General features: G+C 64.4%; 21 protein-coding genes. 13 read left to right on the forward strand and 8 right to left on the reverse strand.

What is annotated here, in order from left to right:
* Positions 1–159: 159 nt before the first annotated feature.
* The gene (locus ACODRW_RS21910) at positions 160–477 is read right to left on the reverse strand and encodes a hypothetical protein (RefSeq protein ID WP_227107267.1); all 318 of its coding nucleotides are present in this window, start codon (positions 475–477) and stop codon (positions 160–162) included.
* Between the two features lie 270 nt (positions 478–747).
* Here ACODRW_RS21910 and ACODRW_RS21915 point away from each other — a divergent pair, with 270 nt between their 5' ends.
* Complete coding sequence (locus ACODRW_RS21915; RefSeq protein WP_488906687.1) at positions 748–1998, forward strand: MFS transporter; 1251 nt, start codon at positions 748–750, stop codon at positions 1996–1998.
* Positions 1999–2098: 100 nt separating this feature from the next.
* On the forward strand, positions 2099–3496 hold the full coding sequence (locus ACODRW_RS21920; protein ID WP_107799992.1) for a NarK family nitrate/nitrite MFS transporter: 1398 nt from the start codon (positions 2099–2101) through the stop codon (positions 3494–3496).
* A gap of 125 nt (positions 3497–3621) precedes the next feature.
* Here ACODRW_RS21920 and ACODRW_RS21925 read toward each other — a convergent pair whose 3' ends face one another.
* The gene (locus tag ACODRW_RS21925; RefSeq protein WP_107799991.1) at positions 3622–4554 is read right to left on the reverse strand and encodes a PAS domain-containing protein; all 933 of its coding nucleotides are present in this window, start codon (positions 4552–4554) and stop codon (positions 3622–3624) included.
* Between the two features lie 614 nt (positions 4555–5168).
* On the opposite strand from ACODRW_RS21925, the gene ACODRW_RS21930 reads away from it, so the two are divergent.
* Complete coding sequence (locus ACODRW_RS21930; protein ID WP_488906688.1) at positions 5169–6497, forward strand: sodium-dependent transporter; 1329 nt, start codon at positions 5169–5171, stop codon at positions 6495–6497.
* Positions 6498–6683: 186 nt separating this feature from the next.
* Complete coding sequence (locus ACODRW_RS21935; protein WP_488906689.1) at positions 6684–8528, forward strand: methyl-accepting chemotaxis protein; 1845 nt, start codon at positions 6684–6686, stop codon at positions 8526–8528.
* Here ACODRW_RS21935 and ACODRW_RS21940 read toward each other — a convergent pair.
* From ACODRW_RS21940 to ACODRW_RS21955, 4 genes are all read right to left on the reverse strand, one after another.
* Positions 8525–9529, reverse strand: coding sequence for an ABC transporter ATP-binding protein (locus tag ACODRW_RS21940; protein ID WP_486636740.1), 1005 nt, complete (start codon positions 9527–9529; stop codon positions 8525–8527). The two genes, ACODRW_RS21935 and ACODRW_RS21940, sit on opposite strands and share 4 nt — an antisense overlap.
* Before the next feature lie 12 nt (positions 9530–9541).
* The gene (locus ACODRW_RS21945) at positions 9542–10360 is read right to left on the reverse strand and encodes an ABC transporter permease (RefSeq protein WP_253315635.1); all 819 of its coding nucleotides are present in this window, start codon (positions 10358–10360) and stop codon (positions 9542–9544) included.
* On the reverse strand, positions 10357–11268 hold the full coding sequence (locus tag ACODRW_RS21950; protein ID WP_107799987.1) for an ABC transporter permease: 912 nt from the start codon (positions 11266–11268) through the stop codon (positions 10357–10359). Before ACODRW_RS21950 ends, ACODRW_RS21945 begins: the two co-directional genes overlap by 4 nt.
* Positions 11269–11335: 67 nt before the next feature.
* Positions 11336–12430, reverse strand: a complete 1095-nt coding sequence (locus tag ACODRW_RS21955) for an ABC transporter substrate-binding protein (protein WP_235089663.1) — start codon at positions 12428–12430, stop codon at positions 11336–11338.
* Positions 12431–12639: 209 nt separating this feature from the next.
* Between ACODRW_RS21955 and ACODRW_RS21960 the strand changes: the two genes are divergently transcribed.
* On the forward strand, positions 12640–13374 hold the full coding sequence (locus tag ACODRW_RS21960; protein ID WP_488906690.1) for a UTRA domain-containing protein: 735 nt from the start codon (positions 12640–12642) through the stop codon (positions 13372–13374).
* A gap of 40 nt (positions 13375–13414) precedes the next feature.
* Positions 13415–14413, forward strand: a complete 999-nt coding sequence (locus ACODRW_RS21965) for an asparaginase (protein WP_107799984.1) — start codon at positions 13415–13417, stop codon at positions 14411–14413.
* 318 nt (positions 14414–14731) lie between these two features.
* On the opposite strand, the gene ACODRW_RS21970 is transcribed toward ACODRW_RS21965, so the two are convergent.
* The gene (locus tag ACODRW_RS21970; protein WP_199226054.1) at positions 14732–14941 is read right to left on the reverse strand and encodes a hypothetical protein; all 210 of its coding nucleotides are present in this window, start codon (positions 14939–14941) and stop codon (positions 14732–14734) included.
* Here ACODRW_RS21970 and ACODRW_RS21975 point away from each other — a divergent pair.
* The 7 genes from ACODRW_RS21975 (at position 14928) to ACODRW_RS22005 (ending at position 19624) form a co-directional block, all read left to right on the forward strand.
* Complete coding sequence (locus ACODRW_RS21975) at positions 14928–15467, forward strand: AAA family ATPase (protein ID WP_488906691.1); 540 nt, start codon at positions 14928–14930, stop codon at positions 15465–15467. The genes ACODRW_RS21970 and ACODRW_RS21975 overlap by 14 nt on opposite strands.
* Before the next feature lie 200 nt (positions 15468–15667).
* The gene (locus tag ACODRW_RS21980) at positions 15668–15883 is read left to right on the forward strand and encodes an RNA-binding S4 domain-containing protein (protein WP_107799982.1); all 216 of its coding nucleotides are present in this window, start codon (positions 15668–15670) and stop codon (positions 15881–15883) included.
* Positions 15880–16068, forward strand: coding sequence for an oxidoreductase-like domain-containing protein (locus ACODRW_RS21985; protein ID WP_019101808.1), 189 nt, complete (start codon positions 15880–15882; stop codon positions 16066–16068). The genes ACODRW_RS21980 and ACODRW_RS21985 overlap by 4 nt, the downstream gene beginning before the upstream one ends.
* 2 nt (positions 16069–16070) lie before the next feature.
* Positions 16071–16940 carry a 3',5'-nucleoside bisphosphate phosphatase gene (locus tag ACODRW_RS21990; protein WP_227107281.1) on the forward strand — a complete coding sequence of 290 codons (870 nt, stop codon included), beginning with the start codon at positions 16071–16073 and terminating at the stop codon, positions 16938–16940.
* A gap of 5 nt (positions 16941–16945) precedes the next feature.
* On the forward strand, positions 16946–17566 hold the full coding sequence (locus tag ACODRW_RS21995) for an L-threonylcarbamoyladenylate synthase (protein WP_107799980.1): 621 nt from the start codon (positions 16946–16948) through the stop codon (positions 17564–17566).
* Between the two features lie 47 nt (positions 17567–17613).
* A complete protein-coding gene (locus ACODRW_RS22000; RefSeq protein ID WP_488906692.1) occupies positions 17614–18252 on the forward strand; it encodes a site-2 protease family protein in 639 nt (212 codons plus the stop codon).
* 175 nt (positions 18253–18427) lie between these two features.
* Entirely contained in the window at positions 18428–19624 is a 1197-nt protein-coding gene (locus tag ACODRW_RS22005; protein ID WP_488906693.1) for a tryptophan--tRNA ligase, read from the forward strand.
* Here the strand turns inward: ACODRW_RS22005 and ACODRW_RS22010 are convergent.
* A complete protein-coding gene (locus tag ACODRW_RS22010) occupies positions 19596–21104 on the reverse strand; it encodes an SEL1-like repeat protein (RefSeq protein ID WP_488906694.1) in 1509 nt (502 codons plus the stop codon). The genes ACODRW_RS22005 and ACODRW_RS22010 overlap by 29 nt on opposite strands.

A 21104-nucleotide genomic window follows, 5' to 3' on the forward strand; every position in this document is an offset into this window, starting at 1 on the left:
GCGCCGATGATAGTGTGGCATTCGCCATGTGAAAGTAGGACACCGCCAGACGCCCCATTGCAAAGCCCAGCTCACACGAGCTGGGCTTTATGCATTGTGCTGTTGAACGGCGACATGGAAGCCTCCCCAAAGGGAGGCTTTGTTGCGTCCGCTGTCCGCTTACTTTTTGAGTTTGGCGGCTTTGCTCGCCGCCGGTTTGACTGCTGGGGCTTCCTGCGCTTTCGCCTGTCTGTCCGGTGCGATCTCGGTCAGCAACTGCTCCAGCAGCTTGCTGCGAGAGGCGATGTGATGGTCGAAACGCCAGTCTTTCAGCAGGTCGATGGCGACGTCGAAGTAGCGCATGTCGATATCGTAGAGCAGGCTGAGGTCGAAAGAGCGGCCCATTTCCAGTGCGGTCGCCAGTTCCTTGAGCACTTGCATTTGCTGCGGGTCATGTCCTTCTTCGATGAAACGGCGAATCTTCTTGGCGGCATTCATGGGGGAGGCTCCCTTGTTGGCAATGCGCCTATCTTAGCCAATGTCGCCGGGGCTGTAACTTGCATTGGCGCAAAGCCGGACGGCTACGCCGCCTTCCATCCCTTCTGCGGCATCGCCGCTGTCCTGAATACCACCCAAAAGAACTATTTCGATTAGATCGTTTTTCCTCGGTCTTGCCCACGTCTGGCGAATGGGTTTCCCGGCGCGCGAGCAGTATGGTGTGAGTATGGAGTTGGACTGACCGGCCGCCAGGCCGCTGAGGGAGGAAAGATGACATCCGCGGCGTACAAGCAGTATTCAGTGCTGGCCGTCAGCACTTTTGCTTTCACCGTCTGTTTCATGGTGTGGATGATGATGGGCGTGGTGGGCATTCCGGTGAAGCAGCAACTGGGGCTGAACGAAACCGAGTTCGGCATTCTGGTGGCGATGCCGGTGTTGTCGGGTTCGCTGGTGCGGGTGCCCTTGGGGATCTGGACCGACCGCTATGGCGGCCGCATCGTTTTGTTCTGCCTGATGCTGAGCGCGGTGCTGCCGATTTATCTGATGGAGTTCGCCTCCCAGTATTGGCATTTCTTGCTGATTGGGCTGTTCATCGGCTTGGCGGGCGGCAGTTTTTCGGTGGGCACGCCCTATGTGGCGCGCTGGTTCGACGCGCGGCATCAGGGTATGGCGATGGGCGTGTTCGGCGCGGGCAATTCCGGCGCGGCGGTGAATAAATTCGTGGCGCCGGCCTTGATCGCGCTGGGCGGCTGGACGCTGGTGCCCCAGGTTTACGCCGGGGTGATGCTGGCTGCGGCGCTGCTGTTTTGGTTTTGCAGTTATCACAATCCAGCGCACTTGAGCGGAGGGAGCCAGCGCTTCGTCGATCAACTGCGAGTGATGCGCGATCCCCGGGTTTGGCGCTACTCGCAGTATTACTCGGTGGTGTTTGGCGGCTATGTCGGCTTGTCGCTGTGGCTGACCAAGTATTTTGTCGGCGAGTACGGCTTTGATATGAAAACCGCGGCTTTTCTCGCCGCCTGTTTTTCCTTGCCGGGCGGCGTACTGCGCGCGATCGGCGGCTGGATGTCGGATCGCTTCGGCGCGTACCGGACCACTTGGTGGGTGATGTGGGTGTTATGGGTGTGCTTCTTCGTCTTGTCCTATCCGCAGACTGAGATGGTGGTGGCCACCGTCAAGGGGGCGTGGAGCCTGCATATCGGTTTGAACTCGGTGCTGTTCACCGCGGTGTTGTTCATCGCCGGCGTGGCGATGGCGGTGGGCAAGGCTTCGGTGTTCAAGTTCATCGCCAATGATTTTCCCGACAATATCGGCGCGGTGTCCGGCGTGGTGGGCCTGGCCGGCGGACTGGCCGGTTTCGTGTTGCCGATTTTGTTCGGCGCGCTGGTGGACCTCGCCGGGGTGCGTTCCAGCTGTTTCATGCTGCTGTACGGCACGGTCTGCGTCAGCCTGGTCTGGATGCATTACTCGTTCAAGCCGGTGGCCGCGGAGCGTTTGCGTCTGGCCGCCGCCAGTCGTTGAGTTTGAGTTGCATGGCGGCGCCTTGACGCGCGCCGCCTTTAAAAGATTGTCAAATAGCGCTGGTCTGGCCATGACTCGGGCCGGCGGGGAGGGTTGAGTCATGTCTTATGTCATCAAACGGTGGGAGCCGGAAAGCGCCGAGTTCTGGCAACAAGAAGGCCAGAGCATTGCGCGGCGCAATTTGTGGATTTCGATTCCGTGTCTGACGCTGGCTTTCGTCATTTCGGTATTGTGGAGCGTGGTGACCTTGAACCTGCCGAACGCGGGTTTCAATTACACCAAGGATCAGCTGTTTTTGCTGACGGCGCTGCCGGCGCTGTCCGGCGCGACCTTGCGCATTTTTTATTCCTTCATGCCGTCCATAGTGGGAGGGCGCAAATGGACGACTTTGTCCACCGCCTCGCTGTTGATTCCGGCGATATGGCTGGGCTTTGCGGTGCAGGATCCCACGACGTCTTATCCGGTGATGCTGGCGATCGCCTTGCTGTGCGGGCTGGGCAGCGGCAATTTCGCCAGCTCCATGGCCAATATCGCTTACTTTTTCCCCAAGGCGCAGAAGGGCGCGGCCAACGGCTTGAACGCGGGTTTCGGCAACCTCGGCGTGTCCTTGGCCCAGTTCGTGATTCCGCTGGTGGTGACCGGCGGCATGTTCGGCGCCTTCGGCGGCGATGCGCAGCATTATGTCAAGGATGGGGTGGAAAAGAGCTTGTGGCTGCAGAACGCCGGCTTCGTCTGGGTGCCGTTCATTGTTTTGGCCACGGCGGCGGCCTGGTTCGGCATGAACGATCTGGCGGACGCCAAGGCCTCGTTCACAGAGCAGGCGGTGATTTTCCGCCGCAAGCATAATTGGCTGATGTGCTGGCTGTACATCGGCACTTTCGGCAGCTTCATCGGTTTTGCCGGCGCTTTCGCCCTGCTGACCAAGACGCAGTTTCCGGAGGTGCCGGTGGCCAAGTTCGCCTTTATCGGTCCCTTGCTCGGCGCCCTGGTGCGCCCGATAGGCGGCGTGATCTCGGACAAGCTCGGCGGCGCGCGGGTGACCATGTGGGTGTTCGCGGTGATGGCCTTGGCGGTGGTGGGGGTGTTGCACTTCCTGCCGGCGCATGACGCGGCCGGGCAGTTGAGCGGCGGCAGCTTTGCCGGCTTCTTCGCCATGTTCCTCTTGCTGTTCACCATGGCCGGCGTGGGCAATGGTTCGACTTACCGAATGATTCCGACCATCTTCACCACCGGGCGGCTGCGCGCGGCGGCCGGTCGCGGCGAAGACGCGCGCAAGCAGGCCGAGGCGGACGGGGTCAAGGAGTCGGCCGCGGCAGGCGGCTTCATCAGCGCCATTGGCGCTTACGGCGGCTATTTCATTCCGCAGAGCTTTGGCGCGTCCATGAAGGCGACCGGCGGCGCGGAGCCGGCGCTGTTGTGCTTCATTGTTTTCTATATCAGCTGCATCGCCTTGTGCTGGTGGTTCTATGCGCGCAAGAACGCGGAAGTGAGTTGCTGACAGGCTAAACGGCCGATGGAAACGAAACCGGCGAGGCGTCAAGACGATGCCTCGCCGGTTTGTTGTTTATCGGGCTGAAGCCGTCTGGCTGGAGCGCGGCGCTCCTGCCTAGCCGGACAGACGCTTCAGGGCAGTTTGACGATGTAGTTGGGACCGCCTTCCCGCGCTTTTTGCAGCGCTTCGTTCAAGCGTTCCAGCATGGGTTTGGGCGTGTTTTCGCTGCCGCGCAGAGCGCTCAGCCCGACGCAGGCGGCCGCCTTGCGCTCTTCCCCCTGGTAGACGAAGCTGAGCTGGCGCAGCGATTTGATCAGCCTGCGCGCCAGTTCGTTGGCGCCGCTTACGCCGGTGTTGGGCAGCAGAATGATGAAGGCGTCGTCTTCGCGCTGGGCCACCAGATCGCTGTCGCGCGTGCTTTGCAGGCACAGGCTGCCGGCCAGGCGCAGCAAGTGGCGGTGCGCCGAGCCTTCGTCAAGCTCCGGCATCGGCTCGGGCACGTTCATCAGGCTGAGGATCAGGCCGGAGACGGCGCCGCCGTAGCGGCGCGCGCGGCCGGTTTCGGCATGGGCGGCGGAGAGCAGGCGGTGCATGCCGGCCACGCCGGTCAATTTGTCGTCGTCGGCTTGCTTGTCTTCCGCGCGCAGGCTTTTCATCAGGCTGATCGAGCGCTCCACCAGATTGCGCTCAAAATCCAGCAGCTGGCTCATGACCTTGGTTTCCGTCCGGTCGCTGAAGCTGTAGACCAGCATGAGCGCGCCTTCCAGCTCCACCTCGCGCAGCGACATCTGCACCTCGAAGCGGCGTCCGCCGCTGGCTTGCAAGGAGAGCGAGCGGTTGTAGATCATGCTGGTGCGGCGCAGTTCGCCGGCCAGCAGTTCGCTGTCCGCGGGATCCGGCAGAAAGCGGGAGAAGGGCTGGCCAATCAGATCGCCGTGCGGAGTGGCCAGCAGGATGGCGGCCAACTGGTTGGCGCTGACGATCTGGCCGTCTGCGGGAAGCGCGATGATCAAGGCGCCCTGTACGGTGTCGATCAGCGATTGGAAGGCTTGCAGTATCGCCATAGGGGCTCTCCGTAAGTCGCGTGAGGCCGGCGAGTTCGCTCCTGGCGTGGCCAGGCGCGTAGCAGTGGGGCCGCTGGTCTTAAAGCGGCTGACAAACTCCAGGCGCCGCGTGGCATCGGCTCGCCGTCTTGCTTGCGCTGTCCGGCCGGCGCGCCTTGCTTGCCGCGTGGAACTGTTTTTTGTCCGCCGCTCTAAGTGTATTCCCTGAGTACAGATATTTCATGCTCAACTTAATTGAGAGTGGATTGTCATGCCCATCTTTGCCGGGAAATGACCGTACTTGCGCTGGGAGTCGGAATTAATTGCCTGCGTACGCTGGAAATTGCCATCAATCATGGTAAATTCGTGTTTGTACGCAAAATACACTAGCGAGAACCGTAGCCCGTCGCCACCCCTGACGCGGCTTTCGGCCCGCCCACACGGCGGTTTTCTCTCCCTTGCCCGGCTTGCCGGGTCCCTTCCGTTCGCTTCCGGGCTTCATGATCTGGCCTGGCGCGAGCCGCGCCTTACCGGCGCAAAACAGCACCTTTGCCGCTGCGGCGATCGCGTTTGGGCGCGGGCGTCGATCTCGGCGATTCAAGAACAAATATTCGGACAAAGAAGCAGACTGCATCATGGCAAGATCACAATGGGGCTCGCGCCTCGGTTTCATCCTCGCTGCCGCCGGCTCGGCCATTGGGCTGGGGGCGATCTGGAAATTTCCCTATGTCGCCGCCACCAATGGCGGCGGCGCCTTCCTGTTTATTTACCTGGGCATTTGCCTGACGCTGGGCCTGGCCCTGATGCTGGCCGAGATGGCTTTGGGGCGCGCGTCCAAGGCCGGCGCCGTCGGCGCTTTCCGGCAGTTGGCCGGCGGCGGCTGGCCCGTCATCGGTTATATGAGCGTCTTGGTGTGTTTCCTGATCCTGTCCTTCTACAGCGTGGTGGGGGGGTGGACCATCGCCTACATCGTCAAGGCGCTGGGCGGCGGCATCATGACGTCGGACGCCAAGACTCTGGGCGCCATCTTCAGCGGCTTCATCAGCGATCCGCTGGAGCCCATCGCCTATCACGCCGGCTTCGCCTTGCTGACGGTGTGGGTGGTGGCCGGCGGCGTGCAGAAGGGCATTGAAAACCTGTCCAAGTTCCTGATGCCGGCCTTGTTCGTGCTGATGCTGGTGCTGATCGCACGCGGCCTGACGCTGCCGGGCGCCTGGGAGGGCGCCAAGTATTTCGTGGCGCCGGATTTCTCCAAGGTCAGCAGCGCCATGCTGGTGGACGCCTTGGGGCTGGCCTTCTTTTCGCTGTCGCTGGGCCTGGGCATCATGATCACCTACGGTTCTTACGTCAGCAAAGAGTCCAATCTGCTGGGTTCGGCCCTATGGGTGATCGCCTTGACGGTGGCCACTTGCTTCCTGGCCGGCCTGATGGTGCTGCCGGCGGTGTTCGCCTTCGGCTTCGACCCCTCGGCGGGTCCGGGCCTGACCTTCATCACCATGCCGGCGGTGTTCGCCCACCTGCCGCTGGGGCAGGTGTTCGCGGTGATGTTCTTCTGCCTGCTGCTGCTGGCGGCGCTGACGTCTTCGGTGTCCTTGCTGGAGGTGGTGACCAGCTTCGCGATGGACGAGTTCGGCCTCAAGCGCACCCAATCCGCCTGGGTGATGACGCTGGGCATTTTCCTGCTGGGCATTCCCGCTTCGCTGTCGCTGGGCGTGTGGAGCGATTACCTGCTGTTCGGCATGAGCTTTTTCGATTTTCTGGATTACCTCACGTCCAAGCTGCTGATGCCGGTGGGCGAGCTGTTGCTGGCCTTGTTCGTGGGCTGGAAGGCTTGGCCTGTGGTGCGCCGCGAGTTGAGCGGCGACGGCGCCGGCCGCGGCATGCGCCTGATGCGCGGCTTCTGCATGGCGATGGCGCCGGCCTTGATAGGCTGGATCATGATCGCCAGCCTGCGCGCGGCCTGATCGCTGCCTCCCCGCAACCCGCCGCTTTCGCGGCGGGTTTTTCTTTGCGCGTTCGCTCTGTCGGCGCGCGTCTCATGCCACTGTGTTTGCCTTGTCCAGCCATTGCCTATAGTTAGAGCGGTTGGCCGCTGCGTCAGGGTTGGGCTCCGGCGGTCCTTGGTCCATGGCTTGCGAACAGGATACCCGATGCACTTCCGTCTGAAGCTGGTGCACAAGCTGGCCTTGTTGATCGCTCCGCTGGTGCTGCTCTTGCTGTGCGGGGCCTTGTGGTTTGCCTTTACGCAGTGGCGGACGGTACAGGCTTTGCAGCGCGACCAGGCGCTGGTGGACGATGTGCAGCAAGTGGGGGCGCTGATTCACGCCTTGCAGATCGAGCGCGGCCTGAGCAACCGCTATCTGAACGAGCATAAGCCGATACCGGCCGCCTTGCCGCGGCAAAAGGCGCAGGCCGACGCGCTGTTGACCCGCTTGCGCCAGCCGCCGGGCGACGAGTTGTCGCGCAAGGCCGGCCTGTTTCTTTCCCAGCAACTGCCGGCGGCGGAGCTGCTCTCGACCTTGCGCCGCGATGTGGCGCAGCGCCATATTTCGCCGCTGCCGGCGTTTGAACGCTACACCGAAATCATCGAGCGGCTCTCCAAGGTCATCACCCTGTTCTATTCGCAAAGCGAGGACGTGCGCGCCTTGGTGCAGCAATGGTCCGCCTTGCATTGCCAGACGGAGTACACCGGCCGCGCCCGCGGCTTGATCGGCGGAGTGCTGGCGGTGGGCAGTTTCAATATCAACGAGTTCCGCCTGGCCAGCGGCATGGTGTCGCAGGAGGCGCTGTGCCGCAGCCTGTACCGGCAGAACGACGGCGACGAACGTCTGCTGGCCCAGGCGATGGACGCGAGCGGGGCGTACGAGTCGCTGCGTGACGCGGTGCTGGCGCGCGGCCCGGGCGCGATGCAGAGCTTGTCCAGCGAAGAGTGGTTCGACGTGGCCAGCCGGCGCATCGATGCTTTGCTGGAGGTGCAGAACGCGGTGTTGATCCGGATCCGCGACGCGCTGGCGGCGCAGCAGTCCGCCGCGCGCTGGCAAAGCTGGCTGGCGTTGGCGGTGTTGGCCGGAGTGTTGCTGCCCATCGCCGCCGCGCTGCTGCTGGCGCGCAGCATCCTGCGGACCTTGGGCGCGGAGCCGGACGAGGTGGCGCAGGGCATGCGGGAGCTGGCCGGCGGTCAACTGGACTTCCGGCTGCGGCTGGCTTCGTCTGACGACAACAGCCTGGCCGCGCACATCCGCCAGATGGGGCGGAAGCTGAGCGGGGTGATTCTGCAGGTGCAGCAGGACGCGGACGCGGTGGCCAACGCCTCGCTGCAATTGAACAGCGCATCGCAGGGCCTGTCCGACAGCGCCTGCCGCACGTCTTCCGACATCGAGCAAACCAGCCACGCGGTGGACGAGATCGCCGGGCAGATGTTCGCGATGGCTCGCGACGCCAGCCGCAGCGGCGACGTCGCCAGCGAAGCCGCGCGTCAGGCCGAGGAGGGCAGGCGGGTTGTCGGCGAAACCATAGAGGCGATGCATGTGATCGCCCAGCGTACCGACATCATCGACGACATCGCCTATCAGACCAATTTGCTGGCGCTCAACGCCGCCATCGAGGCGGCGCGCGCCGGCGAGCTGGGCCGCGGCTTCGCCGTGGTGGCGGACGAGGTGCGTAAGCTGGCGATGCGCAGCCAGACCGCGGCCAAGGAGATCGGCCAGGTGGCGGCCGGCAGCGTGAGGCTGGCGGAAGAGGCCGGCAAGAGCCTGAGCGCCATCGTCGAATCCAGCCAGCAAACCCGGCAGCTGGTGCGGGACATCTCCAAGGAGGCCGTGGCCCAGGCGCAGCACGTGGGCGGCATCAATCAGGTGATGCAGGGCCTGAGCCAGCTGTCCCAGGGCAACGCCGCCGCCAGCGAGCAATTGTCGGCGGCGGCGCAGGAAGTGTCGCAGCGGGCCGGCAGCCTGCGCCGGCAAATGGCCTATTTCCGGCGGCCGACCGACGTTTAGCGCACTTCGCGCATATCGTCGCGCTGGACGCGCAGCCGCACAGGCGCGCCGTCGGCCAGCAAATCCGCCGGGTTGCGGTTCAGCCGGTCCACCTGCAGCAGCGCGCCGGCGCTTTCCACCTGATAACGGACGACATTGCCCAGCAACTGGCGCTGCTTCACCACCGCCGGCAGGCTGTCCGTTTCCGCGCTGTCGCCGGGCAGCAATTGAATGGACTCCGGGCGGATCGCCAGATGGCCCTGGATGTCCAGGCCGAACAGCGCCCGGCTGTCGCCGGCGGACAGCAGATTGTAATTGCCCATGAAGCGGGCGACGAATTCGGTGGCCGGCTGGGTGTAGATGGTTTCGGCGGCGCCCTCCTGCTCCACCTTGCCCTGATTCATCACGAAGATGCGGTCGGACAGGGTCAGCGCTTCTTCCTGGTCGTGGGTCACGAAAATAGTGGTCAGTCCCAGCCGGCGCTGAATGTCGCGGATCTGCTCGCGCAGATTCTTGCGGATGCGCGCGTCCAGCGCAGACAGCGGCTCGTCCAGCAGCAGAATGCGCGGCTCCACCACCAGCGCGCGCGCCAGCGCCACCCGCTGGCGTTGGCCGCCGGAGAGCTGATGCGGGTAGTGGCCCTCCTTGCCGGACAGCTCCACCAGCGCCAGCGCATCCGCCACCTTGCGGCGGATATCGGCGGCCGGCCGCTTCTGCATCTTCAAGCCGAAGGCGATGTTTTCGCCGGCGTTCATATTGGGAAACAGCGCATAGCTCTGAAACACCATGCCGATGCCGCGTTTTTGCGGCGCGCAGGCGGTGATGTCCTCGCCCTGCAGGCGGATGGCGCCGCCGCTGGGGGTTTCGAAGCCGGCGATCATGCGCAGCACCGTGGTTTTGCCGCAGCCGGACGGGCCGAGGAAGGTGACGAACTCGCCGGCCTCCACCCGCATATTGAAGTCGTGCACCACCGTGTGCTGGCCGTAGCGCTTGTTGAGGTGCCGGATGTCCAGGTATGCCATATGGGGTCTCTCTTATTCTGTCGCCGACGCCTCGCGCAGCGCGCGACGGTGACGGCCTGCCACCTGCAGCAGGCCCATGGCCGCCCAGGTGATCAAAAAGGCGATGATGGCCAGCGCTGCCGGCTCGTAGGCCCGGTTGGCGCCGATCAATTGCAGATAAGGGCCGAAGGCCGGCCGCGCCAGCAAGCTGGCCATGGTGAATTCGCCGATGACGATGGCGAAGGTCAGAAAAGCGCCGGACAGCAGCGCGGATTGGATATTGGGGAAGATCACCCGCAGCAGAATCACCCGCCAGCCGCCGCCCAGGCTTTGCGCCGCCTCGGCCAGCGAACGCACGTCGATGGCGGACAGGCCGGCGTCGATGGAACGGTATAGATAGGGCAGGGCCAGCGTCACATAGCTGCAGACCAGCAAGAGATCGGTGCCGCGCTCGCTGCCGGTCAGGGGCAGCCAGGCGTCGCTGCCGAACAGGCGCAGATAGCCGAACACGATGACGATGGCCGGAATCACCAGCGGCAGCAAGGTGATGAACTCCACCAGCGGACGCAGCCGCGGCAGGCGGAGCTGGATCCAGAAGGCGGTGGGCGCCACCAGCAGGAGGCCGATGACGATGGTGAACACGGCCATCAGCGCGGAATAGGCGAAGCTTTGCTGAAAGCCGGGGTCTTGCAGCACCAGCTTGTAGGCTTCGAAGCTATAGCCTTCGCGCAGCATCTTCAGGCTGAACTCGAAGGTGGCCAACAACGGCAGCAAGAAGTACAGGCCGCCGGCGACGACGGCGATCCAGGCGCCCAGGCGCGACGACGGTTTGTGGACAGGCTGGCGTTTCATGCCCGGCTCCTTTCCGCGCGGCCGCGCAGCCAGATGTAGGCGGCGTTGGACAGGCCGGTCACCACGATCATGCCCAAGGCCAGCGCGTAGCCCAGGTTCTGGTCGTGCAGCACATCGCCGCGGATTTGCGCGTACAGCAGGATGGTGACGATGTTGAGCGAGCTGCCGGTCAGCGCGTAGGCGGTGGCCACCGCGCCGAAGGCGTTGGCGAACAGCAGCAGCGCCGCGCCCAGGATGCTGGGCCACAGCACCGGCAGCGCGATGCGGCTCCAGTAGGCGAAGGCGGAACCGCCCAGGCTGTCGCAGGCCTCGCGCCATTCGGTTTTAAGGCCGTCTATGGCCGGGCTGACGATCAGCACCATCAGCGGAATCTGGAAATACAGATAGGTCAGCGTCAGGCCGCTGAAGCTGAGAATGCTGAAACCGCCGGCGTAGAGATCGAAGTCCAGATAGCGGCGCAGCAACACCGTCACCAGGCCCATGCGGCCCAGCGTGGCCAGGAAGGCGAAGGCCAGCGGCACGCCGGCGAAGTTGGACGCCACGCCGGAAAAGGTGGCCAGCGTCGGGCGGATCCAGTCCGGCAGCCGGCCGCGGATCGCCGCCAGGGCCAGCAACAGGCCGAAGGCCGCGCCCAAGAGCGCGGAGGCGGCGCTGATCTGCAGGCTGATCTTGTAGGCGTCGAGAATCGCCGGCTCGAACAGCCGGGCGATATTGTTCAGCGTGAAATGGCCGTCGGCGTCCTGGAAGGCGCCCAGCAGCAGGCGGGCGGTGGGCAGCAGCAGGAAGAGCAGCGCAAACAGGAAGAACGGCGCCACGCCCAGCCAGGACAGCGAGACGAAGCCGCCGCCGGCGCGGCGCGGCGACGCCGGGCCGGAACGGCCGGCGAGAGAGTCGGAAGATGCGGACATGAGGGCGTGTTTCCAAAGAGAGCCCGCGCGCGGCGACAGCGCCGCGCGCCAAGGGGATAAGGCCGGCTTACTTGACGTTGCTGCCCACCACGCCGTCCCACTGCTTGGTGATCACCGCCTTGTAAGCCTCTTGCTGTTCCAGCGTGGGGAACAGGGCCTTCTTATAGGCGGCGGCGTCCGGCATCCGGCTCAGCAAGTCCTGCGGGATTTTCTTGCGCGCGGCCAGATCGTTGAAGCGGGTGGGGTGGCAATAGCCCTTGAGCCAGGCCAGTTGGCCTTCGTCGGAGAACAGGTATTCCTGCCACAGCTTGGCGGCGTTGGGGTGCGGCGCGTAAGCGCTGATGCCCTGGGCGTAAACGCCGGCCACCACGCCGCTCTTGGGCACCACCACTTCCACCTTGGGGTTGCCCTTCAAGGTGTCGCGGTCGGCCAGCGCGTTGTAGTCCCAGCGGATCACGATGGGGGTGCTGCCCTGGGCCAGCGAAGCCGCCTTGCCGATCACAGGCACGAAATTGCCACTCTTGTTCAACTGCGCGAAAAACTTGAGGCCGGCGTCGGCGGCCTTGGCCACATTGCCCTTGGACTGGGACAGGCCGGCGGCGAACACGCCCTGGATCGCCTGGTTGGCGGCGCGCGGGTCGCCGGCCAGCGCCACCGCGTTCTTGTACTCCGGCTTCAGCAGGTCGCTCCAGTCGGTCGGCGTCTTGGCGACCAGATCCTTGTTCACCTCGAAGGCCAGCACGCCGTAGTAATCGCCGTACCAATAGCCGTCCTTGTCCTTGACGCTGTCCGGAATGGTTTTCCAGTTGGAGACTTTGTACGGCTGCAACAGGCCGGCGGCCTTGGCTTGCGGGCCGAAGGACAGGCCCACGTCGATCACGTCCGGCGCTTGCGGACCCTTATTGCTCTTGTTGGCCTTGATCGCCTCCAGTTCGTCGGCGGAGCCGGCGTCCGGATTGAGTTCGTTCACCTTGATGCCGTACTTGGCCTTGAAGCCGGCGATCACGCCGCCGTAGCCGCACCAGTCGTGGGGCAGGGCGATCACGTTCAGCTCGCCCTCTTTCTTGGCGGCCTGGATCAGCGCGCTCAGATTATCGGCGAAAGCGGTGTTGGCCAGCAGGGCCAGCGCGCCCAGAACGGCGCAGCGCAACGGTGTATTCATGGCATCCATCCCTTTGGACTAGGTCAAATAAAAGCGATGCTGATGGTATTCCGTGTAGATGACATTCCGGTTTAGCTCGCATGGCAGTTTGATTGCATGTCGGTGACAAATCGGCGCAAGGCCGGCCGGCGGTGCTGGCGGCCAGTCATTTCCTTGTCATTTTTTCTTGGTAAAAAGCCGGCGGAGACCTGATTGTTGGACTAGTCCTGATGCCTGAATCGAAACCGCTTTCCCAGGCCGCGCGCATCCGCGCCGCCTTATTGCAGCAAATCGACGGCGGCCTGCTGCGGCCGGGCGGCCGACTGCCGTCGGAGCGCGCGCTGGCGGAGTTGTTCGCCACCACCCGCATCACCTTGAAGGAGGCCCTGGGCGTGCTGGAGGCCGAAGGGCGGGTCTACCGCGAAGAACGGCGCGGCTGGTTTCTCGCGTTTCCGCGGCTGGAATACGCGCCGCTTTACGGCAATCATTTCCAGCGCATGGCCGACGCCCAGCAGCGCGCGGCGGAAACCCGGCTCTTGAGCGTGGAAACCGTGCTGGCCTCGCCCGAGCTGTGCCGGGCGCTGGCCGTGCCGCCGCTCAGCTCCTTGTGGAAAATCTGCCGTCAACGCAGCCTGGACGGCCGGGTGGCGCTATACGTGGAGCACTTCCTGAAACCGGAGCGCTTCCCGGACATCCAGGAGCTGGATTTGAGTCAATCGCTGACCGGTTTGTACCGCCGCCATTACGGCATCGAATACGCGGCGGCGGCTTTCGACATTCTGCCGGCGGCGGCGCAAGGCCGCGTGGCGCAAGCGCTGATGCTGGCCGAGGGCAGCCCCGTTCTGCTGGTGCGCCGGATCAATCGAGACGCCGCCGGCGAGACGCTGGACTGCGATTACGAGTACTGGCGGCACGACGCGGTGCGTCTGCGCGTGGACAGTCCTGCCGCGGTCGCGGCGAATTGAGCTACCATCGCGGCATTGGACACTGTTTGCAGGAGATCGCATGAGCCGCGTTTTAGTGTTGTACACCGGTGGCACCATAGGCATGACCGAAACCCCGGACGGCCTGGCGCCGTCTCCAGGCCTGTTGCCCGGCCTGCTGGAGCGTTTCCGCCGGCCCGGCCTGGATTTCGACGTGGTCGAGTTCGACGAGTTGATCGACTCCTCCGCCATCGAGCCGCGTCACTGGAACCGCATCATCGCCGCGCTGGCCGAGCGTTACGGCGACTACGACGGCTTCGTCGTCATCCACGGCACCGACACCATGGCCTATACCGCCGGCGTGCTGGCCTTCGCTCTGCGCGGGCTGGGCAAGCCGGTGGTGCTGACCGGCGCGCAGCTGCCGCTGCTGCACCCGCGCTCCGACGGCTGGAACAATGTCGCCGACGCGCTGGAGGCGGCCTGCCAGCCTGAGTTGCGCGAAGTCGTCATCGCCTTCGACCGCCTGCTGCTGCGCGGCAGCCGCGCCCGCAAGCTGGATGTGGAGCATTTCGCCGGCTTCGGCTCGCCCAACGCCGAACCGCTGGCCCGCTTCGCCATCCATCCGCACTGGAACAAGGCCGCCTGGTTGCCGGGGCAGGGCGAATTCCAGCCCAAGGCGCTGCGCGAAGACCTGAACATCGCCTGCCTGTTCCTGAGCCCGGGGCAGGGCGCTGCGCTGGCCGGCCGCCTGATGGCGGACCCGATGTTGGACGCGGCGGTGCTGATGAGCTACGGCAGCGGCAACGCGCCGGCCGATCCGGCGCTGCTGGACGGGGTGAAGGCCCTGACCGCGCGAGGCGGCGCCGTGCTCAACATCACCCAGGCGCCGCGCGGCGCGGTGGAGGTGGGCGCTTACGCCGCCAGCCAGCCGCTGGCGCGCGCCGGCGCGGTGGCCGGGGCGGACCTGACGCCGGAAGCGGCGCTGGCCAAGCTGCACGTGCTGCTGTCCGCCGGTCTCAGCGGACAGCAACTGGCGGCGCAATTGGCTAAGCCCTTGCGCGGCGAGATGAGCGCGCATTAAGACGCCGTGCGCGACCCGGGCTGCTCATTTTTTGAGCGGCCTTTTTTTGTGCCGGTTTTTCAGAGTCTTGCCGCGCTTGTCCACAACTCGCCCACACGGCTTTGCACCTTGGGTGTGGGCAAACGGGAAAATGGGCGCGACGGGGCCGGGTTGGCGATGGACGGCGTGCGGCGCATGCCGTCGTCTTGAGTTGGCGCTGATTTTTGATTAAAAAATAAGCAAAAGAAAATGCGCTTGGCGGAACAAGGACTTGGCCGCTTTATCCACAATTGTCCCACATGGCTTTTCACGCTGGATGTGGGTAATCCATCGGTCTGCCTATTTTTTGATCTTCACGGTCAAATCCATTTCGCGGCAAGGGCTTAGCTTCCTTGTCCACAGCTGGCGCACAGGGCTGTCCCCTTTGCTTGTTGAGAACAGCGGCCCGGCTGTTGATAGCGCGGCAAGCGGCGTATAATTGACCGCTTTTCCGTATTTTGAGAGCAGCCGGATGTCAGAAGGCGCGGCGCGGCCGTTGAAGATCGCCATCGTGGGGCCGGAGTCCTGCGGCAAGACCACGCTGGCGCGCGCGCTGGCGGCGGCGCTGAACGAGGCGGGCATCGCCGCCGCCTGGGTGCCGGAATACGCGCGCGATTATTTCGCCGCGCGGCCGTACCGCGCCACGCCGGAAATCATAGAGGAAGTGGCGCGTGGACAGTTGGCGGCGGAACAGTCCTTGGCCGGCGGCGTCCAAGTTTTGTTGTGCGACACCACCGCCTTGAATTGCAAGATCTGGAGCGAAGTGGCGCACGGGCATTGCAGCCCCGGCTTGCTCGCGCTGTGTCGGCCCGGCGATTACGCCTTGACCCTGCTGGCCGAGCCGGACATCCCCTGGGAGCCGGACCCGCTGCGCAGCCACCCGACCCAGCGCGATTGGCTGTTCGGCCTCTACCGGCAGGCGCTGCAAGACGCGGGCGTTGACGCGACGCGGGTGAGCGGCGCGCATGAAAGGCGCATGGCCCAGGCGCGGGCGGCGTTGGCCGCCCTCTGGCCGGGCGAGTTGCCTAAATTTTGAGCGCAAAGAATAAAGCGCTGGAAATTCAGCAAATTGCCGCAATTATCCACAACAGGCCCACAAGCTTGTCCTGCCATGGCGTGGATAGTTGTCGGCGATAGATTAAAAAATAAGCGACAGTAAAAAGGCGTGAAAAATGAAGGCGCTGCGGTTCTTGTCCACAGCCCGCTCACAGCCCTGTCCCAATCGAGTGTGCAAAAATGAACGAAACCTTTGAATTGAGCGGCGAATACATTGCCTTGTGCGACCTGCTGAAAATCTGCAATGTCTGCGATTCCGGCGGCGCCGCCAAACATTTCATCGCCGAAGGCAATGTGCGAGTGGACGGCCAGGAGGAACTGCGCAAGACCTGCAAGATCCGCGCCGGCCAGCAGGTCAGCGGCGAAGGCTTTTCCATCCGCGTCGTGGCGGCATGAACGACGACGACTTCGACCCGCCGCCGGAAGCGCCCGAGCCCCCGCCGGACGACGCTTGCTGCGGCAGCGGCTGCGACCCGTGCATCTGGGACAGCTATAACGCCCTGATGACGGAATACCGCGCCAAACTGGCCGCCTGGGAGTTGCGCGAAGCCGCGCGCCAGGCCGCCGCCAACGGACAATAAGCATGGCCAGCATCGATCTGCATTTCCACTCCCACGCCTCCGACGGCGCTTTGCCGCCGGAGCAGGTGATCGCGCGCGCCGCCGAGCGCGAAGCCACCCTGGTGGCGCTGACCGACCACGACTGCACCCACGGCCTGGCCGCGGCGCGGGCCGAGGCGGCGCGCCAGGGGCTGGCCTTCCTCAACGGCGTCGAAGTCTCGGTTACCTGGGGCAAGCACACCGTGCACATCGTCGGCCTGGGCATAGACCCGGACCAGCCGACCTTGGCCGCCGGGCTGCAATCCATCCGCGACGGACGCGTCAACCGCGCGCGGCAGATGTCGGACGAACTGGTCAAGGTGGGCATTCAGGGCGCGTTCGACGGCGCGATGGCCTTGTGCGACAACCCGGAAATGATAGGCCGCACCCACTTCGCCCGCTTCCTGGTCAATAGCGGCCAGGTCAAGGACGTGCGCACCGTGTTCCGCAAATTCCTGACGCCGGGCAAGCCCGGCTACGTGGCGCACGAATGGGCCGGCCTGGAAGACGCGGTGGGCTGGATTCTGGCCGGCGGCGGCGAGGCGGTGATCGCCCATCCCGGCCGCTACGATATGGGCCGCACCCTGATCGAGCGGCTGATCAACGATTTCAAGCAGGCCGGCGGCCGCGGCATCGAAGTGGCCAGCGGCAGCCACAGCCTGGACGATATGCACAAGTTCGCCTTGCTGGCGGACCGCCACGAACTGTACTCCAGCGCCGGCAGCGATTTCCACGCTCCAGGCGAGGGCGGCCGCGACGTCGGCCGCACCGACGACCTGCCGCCGATCTGCAAACCCATCTGGGACGCGCTGGCCGCGCGCATCATCCGGCCGGCGGACCCGGCACAAGGCTGACCCACATGGCACAGTTTTTCATGATCCACCCGGACAATCCGCAAGCGCGGCTGGTGCGCGAAGCGGTGAAAATCCTGCGCGAGGGCGGGGTGGTGGTCTATCCCACCGACTCCTGTTACGCCTTGGGCTGCATGCTGGGCGACAAGCCGGCGATGGAGCGCATCCTGGAGATCCGCCAGCTGGACCTGCGTCACCACCTGACCCTGGTCTGCCACAATCTGTCGGAGCTGGCCAATTACGCCAAGGTGGACAACAGCCAGTTCCGCATGTTGAAGGCCGCCACCCCCGGCAGCTACACCTTCATCCTGCAAGCCACCCGCGAAGTGCCGCGCCGCACCCTGCACCCCAAGCGCTCCACCATCGGGCTGCGGGTGCCGGACCACAAGGTGGCGCTGGCCCTGCTGGAAGAGCTGGGCGAACCCATCCTGTCCTGTACCCTGATGCTGCCCGGCGACGAGGAACCGCTGACCGACCCGTATGAAATCCGCGAGCGGCTGGAGCACGCGGTGGACGCGGTGATAGACGGCGGCTGGTGCGGCACCGAGCCCACCACCGTGATCGACATGACCGAGGGCGTGGAGCTGCTGCGTCGCGGCAAGGGCGACCCGTCGCCGTTTGGCCTATAAACTCCGCTTTTGCCTCCCGACACCGTTTTCAACCTACAAGAGACATCATGGGCGACATTAACCTGATCCAGAAAATCACCATTTACGCGCTGCCGGTGCTGTTCGCCATCACCCTGCACGAGGCCGCCCACGCTTACGCCGCGCGCCGTTTCGGCGACAGCACCGCCTATATGATGGGGCGGATGACGCTGAACCCGCTCAAGCACATCGACCCGATCGGCACCGTGCTGCTGCCCTTGCTGTCGGTGACGCTGGGCGGCTTCATCTTTGGCTGGGCCAAGCCGGTGCCGGTCAACTTCGGCGCGCTGCGCAAGCCGCGCGAGCACGGCCGGCTGGTGGCCGCCGCCGGGCCCGCCTCCAATCTGCTGATGATGCTGATGTGGGTGCTGCTGTTCAAACTGGCCATCGGCATGGATACCGGCTACAGCGAGCCGCTGGCGCTGATGAGCCAGGCCGGCATCGGCATCAATATCTCGCTGATGCTGCTCAATCTGCTGCCCATCCTGCCGCTGGACGGCGGCCGCATCGTGGAGAGCTTTCTGCCGCCCGGCATGGCCTGGAAATACGCCAAGCTGGAGCCTTACGGCATGTGGGTGCTGCTGGCCTTGATCTTCACCGGCCTGCTGACCACCATTTTGCGGCCGTTCTACGGCCTGATGTACGGCCTGGTGCGCGCCCTGATCTAAGAGTGTGTTTACGATCTTGCGAGCTAGAGCGAGACAAGGCGTATTCCCCGTGTAACGCTCCACGACGCGCAGCAGATCGTAAACCGACTCTGAAGCGCCCGGCTCCCCCCAATCCTGACGCGCCGGACTTCGTTTCCGGCGCGGTCGCGCATATTTTCTGAAACGGAATTCAAACATGTTCGCCAACCGCATTCTCTCCGGCATGCGCCCCACCGGCAGCCTGCACCTTGGCCACTACCACGGCGTGATCAAGAACTGGGTGCAGCTGCAAAGCACTCACGACTGCTACTTCATGGTGGCGGACTGGCATGCGCTGACCACCAATTACGACGACGTCTCCATCATCGGCAAGAGCGTGTGGGACATGGTGATAGACTGGCTGGCCGCCGGCGTGGACCCGGAACAGGCCACCGTCTTCATCCAGTCCAAAGTGCCGCAGCACGCGGAACTGCACCTGGCGCTGTCCATGGTGACCCCGCTGTCCTGGCTGGAGCGCGTGCCCACCTACAAGGACCAGATCGAAAAACTGTCCACCAAGGACCTGGGCACTTACGGCTTCCTCGGCTACCCGCTGCTGCAGGCCGCCGACATCCTGATCTATAAGGCCGGCCTGGTGCCGGTGGGCGAAGACCAGGTGCCGCACATCGAACTGACCCGCGAAGTGGCGCGCCGCTTCAACAACCTGTTTGGCCGCGAGCCCAACTTCGAAGAACTGGCCCGCGCCGCGGTGAAGAAGATAGGCAAGGCCGGCAAGGGATTCGACCGCCTGCGCACCGCCTATCTGCAAGACGGCAACGCCGAGGCGCTGGCCGGCGCGCGCGAAATCCTGGCCGCCAGCCAGAATCTGGGCGCAGCGGACCGCGAGCGGCTGTTCGGCTGGCTGGAGAACAAGGGCAAGAGCATTCTGGCCGAATGCGAGGCGATGCTGACCGAGGCGTCCAAGATGCCGGGCCTGGACGGCCAGAAGATGTCCAAATCCTACGGCAACACCATCACCATGCGCGAAGACCCGGCCACCGTCACCAAAAAAGTGCGGGCGATGCCGACCGATCCGGCCCGCGTGCGCCGCACCGATCCGGGCAGCCCGGACAAATGCCCGGTATGGCAGCTGCACCAGGTGTACAGCGACGCCGATACCCGCGAATGGGTGAAGCAGGGCTGTACCAGCGCCGGCATCGGTTGCCTGGACTGCAAGCAACCGGTGATAGACGGCGTACTCCGCGAACAGCAGCCGATGTTTGAACGCGCCGAGCAGTATCTGAGCAATCCCAAGCTGGTCAAGGAAGTGGTGGCCGCCGGCAACGCCAAGGCCGAGCAAGTGGCGCGCGCCACCATGCAGGACGTCAAGGAAGCGATGGGGCTGGGCTACTGAGCGCCTTTGTCTGGATGGATGCGAAACGCCCGGCTTGCCGGGCGTTTTTACGACCCGCTCTGAGCCTATCAAGCGTTGAGACCTGGCGGTTTTGATAACGCACCAGCTCCCACTCCACCTCGGTGGGCCGGTAGACCTTCCATTCCTTGCTCAGCCATTGCTGCCACCACGGCAGCGGGAAGGCGACATCGAGTAAGGGCAGCGGCTGGCCGGCGGTGCAGTAACTGGTGGGATGGGTGCTGCCCCAGGGTACGCAGCCCTTGGGCGGCCGCGGCCGCCAATGGGCGTTGACATTGGGCACGTCGCCGCTGCGGCGCAGCGCGCCGATGGGCAGCGCGCCGGCGAAGGGCGGGGTCAGCTCGGCCCGTTCGCGGGCGGTTTTGGCCTCGGCTTCAGCGGCGGCCTTGCGCTTGGGGTCGAACAGGCCGGTGGCGGGGTCGAGCTGCTTGGCTTCGGCCAGCTGCTGGATCAGTTCTTCGCTGGGCTGAGCCGGCCCGGGACCGCGAAAGGCCTTCAGCCAGCGGAAGCCGCCATCCCAGGGCGGCAAGGGGGCCGGCGGCAGCGGTACGATCTGGTCGACTTCTTCTACCGTGGGTTGCAGGTAGGAGTGTGAGGACAGGAATTGCCGTATTTGCTGATAACGGCGGCTGCGCTCGGGATCCAGCTTCAGCGCCATGTAATACATGCCGTCGTCGGGAGGCGAGGTTTTGAAGCCATTTTCTAAAAAGCTGGCCGCACCCGAGCTCCCTGCTTTGACACCGAGCTGATAGGCCTGCAATGCTGGAGAGTATCGTTTTAGCGCACTTTGTCGAATTCCCAATGTTTTTGCCGCGTTGGCATGTCCTTGCTCTGCAGCACATTGCCACATCTTCACTGCGATATCAGGAGCTTTGTCGTAGGGGCTGAGTAGCTCGGCGACATAGAACTGCGCCTCGGGATTACCCAGATCGGCGGCCTTGCGGAAATAGCGCAGCGCCAGCTCGCGGTCGCGCTTGATATTGCCGTAGCCGCGGCGGGTGTAGTAGGCGAGCTTGTAATAGCCGGGGGCGGGGCTCAGGTCCATCAGCTTGTCGTTCAGCGCCAGCACTTCGCGGAAGCCGCCGGCGAAGTCGCCGTCGGTCAGACCATTCTGCAAATTGATATTGGCTTTGACGTGGCCATGAGCGGCGGCGATGCGGTAGAGCCGCTGCACTTGCAGCGTGACGTCGGGCTGGCGCTTGAGCAGATTGTGCTTTTGCAGGTGGCGAGCGTAGAGGAAGAGTTGATCCGCGTCCGGCGTCGGCGTCGGCAGTGGCTGGTGGACGCAGCGGAAGGCCAGGGCCTCTTGCTGTTTGGGGCTGAGGGTGCTCATGAGGGGCTCCTGGGCCAGGGCCGGGGTGGCGATGCACACGGCTACAGCCGTCAGCCACAAGGTCACGGCCGCCTGCTGGATCAGCGGGCGGTTTGCCGGGTTCTGGCGCGTGCTGGCGTGGCTGAACAT

The sequence above is a fragment of the Chromobacterium sp. FG89 genome (assembly GCF_057808735.1).

What these genes read in the sequence shown, in the direction of transcription:
- ACODRW_RS21910 (WP_227107267.1), bottom strand. Translation starts at nt 477, where the DNA reads ATGAATGCCGCCAAGAAGATTCGCCGTTTCATCGAAGAAGGACATGAC.
- ACODRW_RS21915 (WP_488906687.1), top strand. Translation starts at nt 748, where the DNA reads ATGACATCCGCGGCGTACAAGCAGTATTCAGTGCTGGCCGTCAGCACT.
- ACODRW_RS21920 (WP_107799992.1), top strand. Translation starts at nt 2,099, where the DNA reads ATGTCTTATGTCATCAAACGGTGGGAGCCGGAAAGCGCCGAGTTCTGG.
- ACODRW_RS21925 (WP_107799991.1), bottom strand. Translation starts at nt 4,554, where the DNA reads ATGGCGATACTGCAAGCCTTCCAATCGCTGATCGACACCGTACAGGGC.
- ACODRW_RS21930 (WP_488906688.1), top strand. Translation starts at nt 5,169, where the DNA reads ATGGCAAGATCACAATGGGGCTCGCGCCTCGGTTTCATCCTCGCTGCC.
- ACODRW_RS21935 (WP_488906689.1), top strand. Translation starts at nt 6,684, where the DNA reads ATGCACTTCCGTCTGAAGCTGGTGCACAAGCTGGCCTTGTTGATCGCT.
- ACODRW_RS21940 (WP_486636740.1), bottom strand. Translation starts at nt 9,529, where the DNA reads ATGGCATACCTGGACATCCGGCACCTCAACAAGCGCTACGGCCAGCAC.
- ACODRW_RS21945 (WP_253315635.1), bottom strand. Translation starts at nt 10,360, where the DNA reads ATGAAACGCCAGCCTGTCCACAAACCGTCGTCGCGCCTGGGCGCCTGG.
- ACODRW_RS21950 (WP_107799987.1), bottom strand. Translation starts at nt 11,268, where the DNA reads ATGTCCGCATCTTCCGACTCTCTCGCCGGCCGTTCCGGCCCGGCGTCG.
- ACODRW_RS21955 (WP_235089663.1), bottom strand. Translation starts at nt 12,430, where the DNA reads ATGAATACACCGTTGCGCTGCGCCGTTCTGGGCGCGCTGGCCCTGCTG.
- ACODRW_RS21960 (WP_488906690.1), top strand. Translation starts at nt 12,640, where the DNA reads ATGCCTGAATCGAAACCGCTTTCCCAGGCCGCGCGCATCCGCGCCGCC.
- ACODRW_RS21965 (WP_107799984.1), top strand. Translation starts at nt 13,415, where the DNA reads ATGAGCCGCGTTTTAGTGTTGTACACCGGTGGCACCATAGGCATGACC.
- ACODRW_RS21970 (WP_199226054.1), bottom strand. Translation starts at nt 14,941, where the DNA reads ATGGCGATCTTCAACGGCCGCGCCGCGCCTTCTGACATCCGGCTGCTC.
- ACODRW_RS21980 (WP_107799982.1), top strand. Translation starts at nt 15,668, where the DNA reads ATGAACGAAACCTTTGAATTGAGCGGCGAATACATTGCCTTGTGCGAC.
- ACODRW_RS21985 (WP_019101808.1), top strand. Translation starts at nt 15,880, where the DNA reads ATGAACGACGACGACTTCGACCCGCCGCCGGAAGCGCCCGAGCCCCCG.
- ACODRW_RS21990 (WP_227107281.1), top strand. Translation starts at nt 16,071, where the DNA reads ATGGCCAGCATCGATCTGCATTTCCACTCCCACGCCTCCGACGGCGCT.
- ACODRW_RS21995 (WP_107799980.1), top strand. Translation starts at nt 16,946, where the DNA reads ATGGCACAGTTTTTCATGATCCACCCGGACAATCCGCAAGCGCGGCTG.
- ACODRW_RS22000 (WP_488906692.1), top strand. Translation starts at nt 17,614, where the DNA reads ATGGGCGACATTAACCTGATCCAGAAAATCACCATTTACGCGCTGCCG.
- ACODRW_RS22005 (WP_488906693.1), top strand. Translation starts at nt 18,428, where the DNA reads ATGTTCGCCAACCGCATTCTCTCCGGCATGCGCCCCACCGGCAGCCTG.
- ACODRW_RS22010 (WP_488906694.1), bottom strand. Translation starts at nt 21,104, where the DNA reads ATGTTCAGCCACGCCAGCACGCGCCAGAACCCGGCAAACCGCCCGCTG.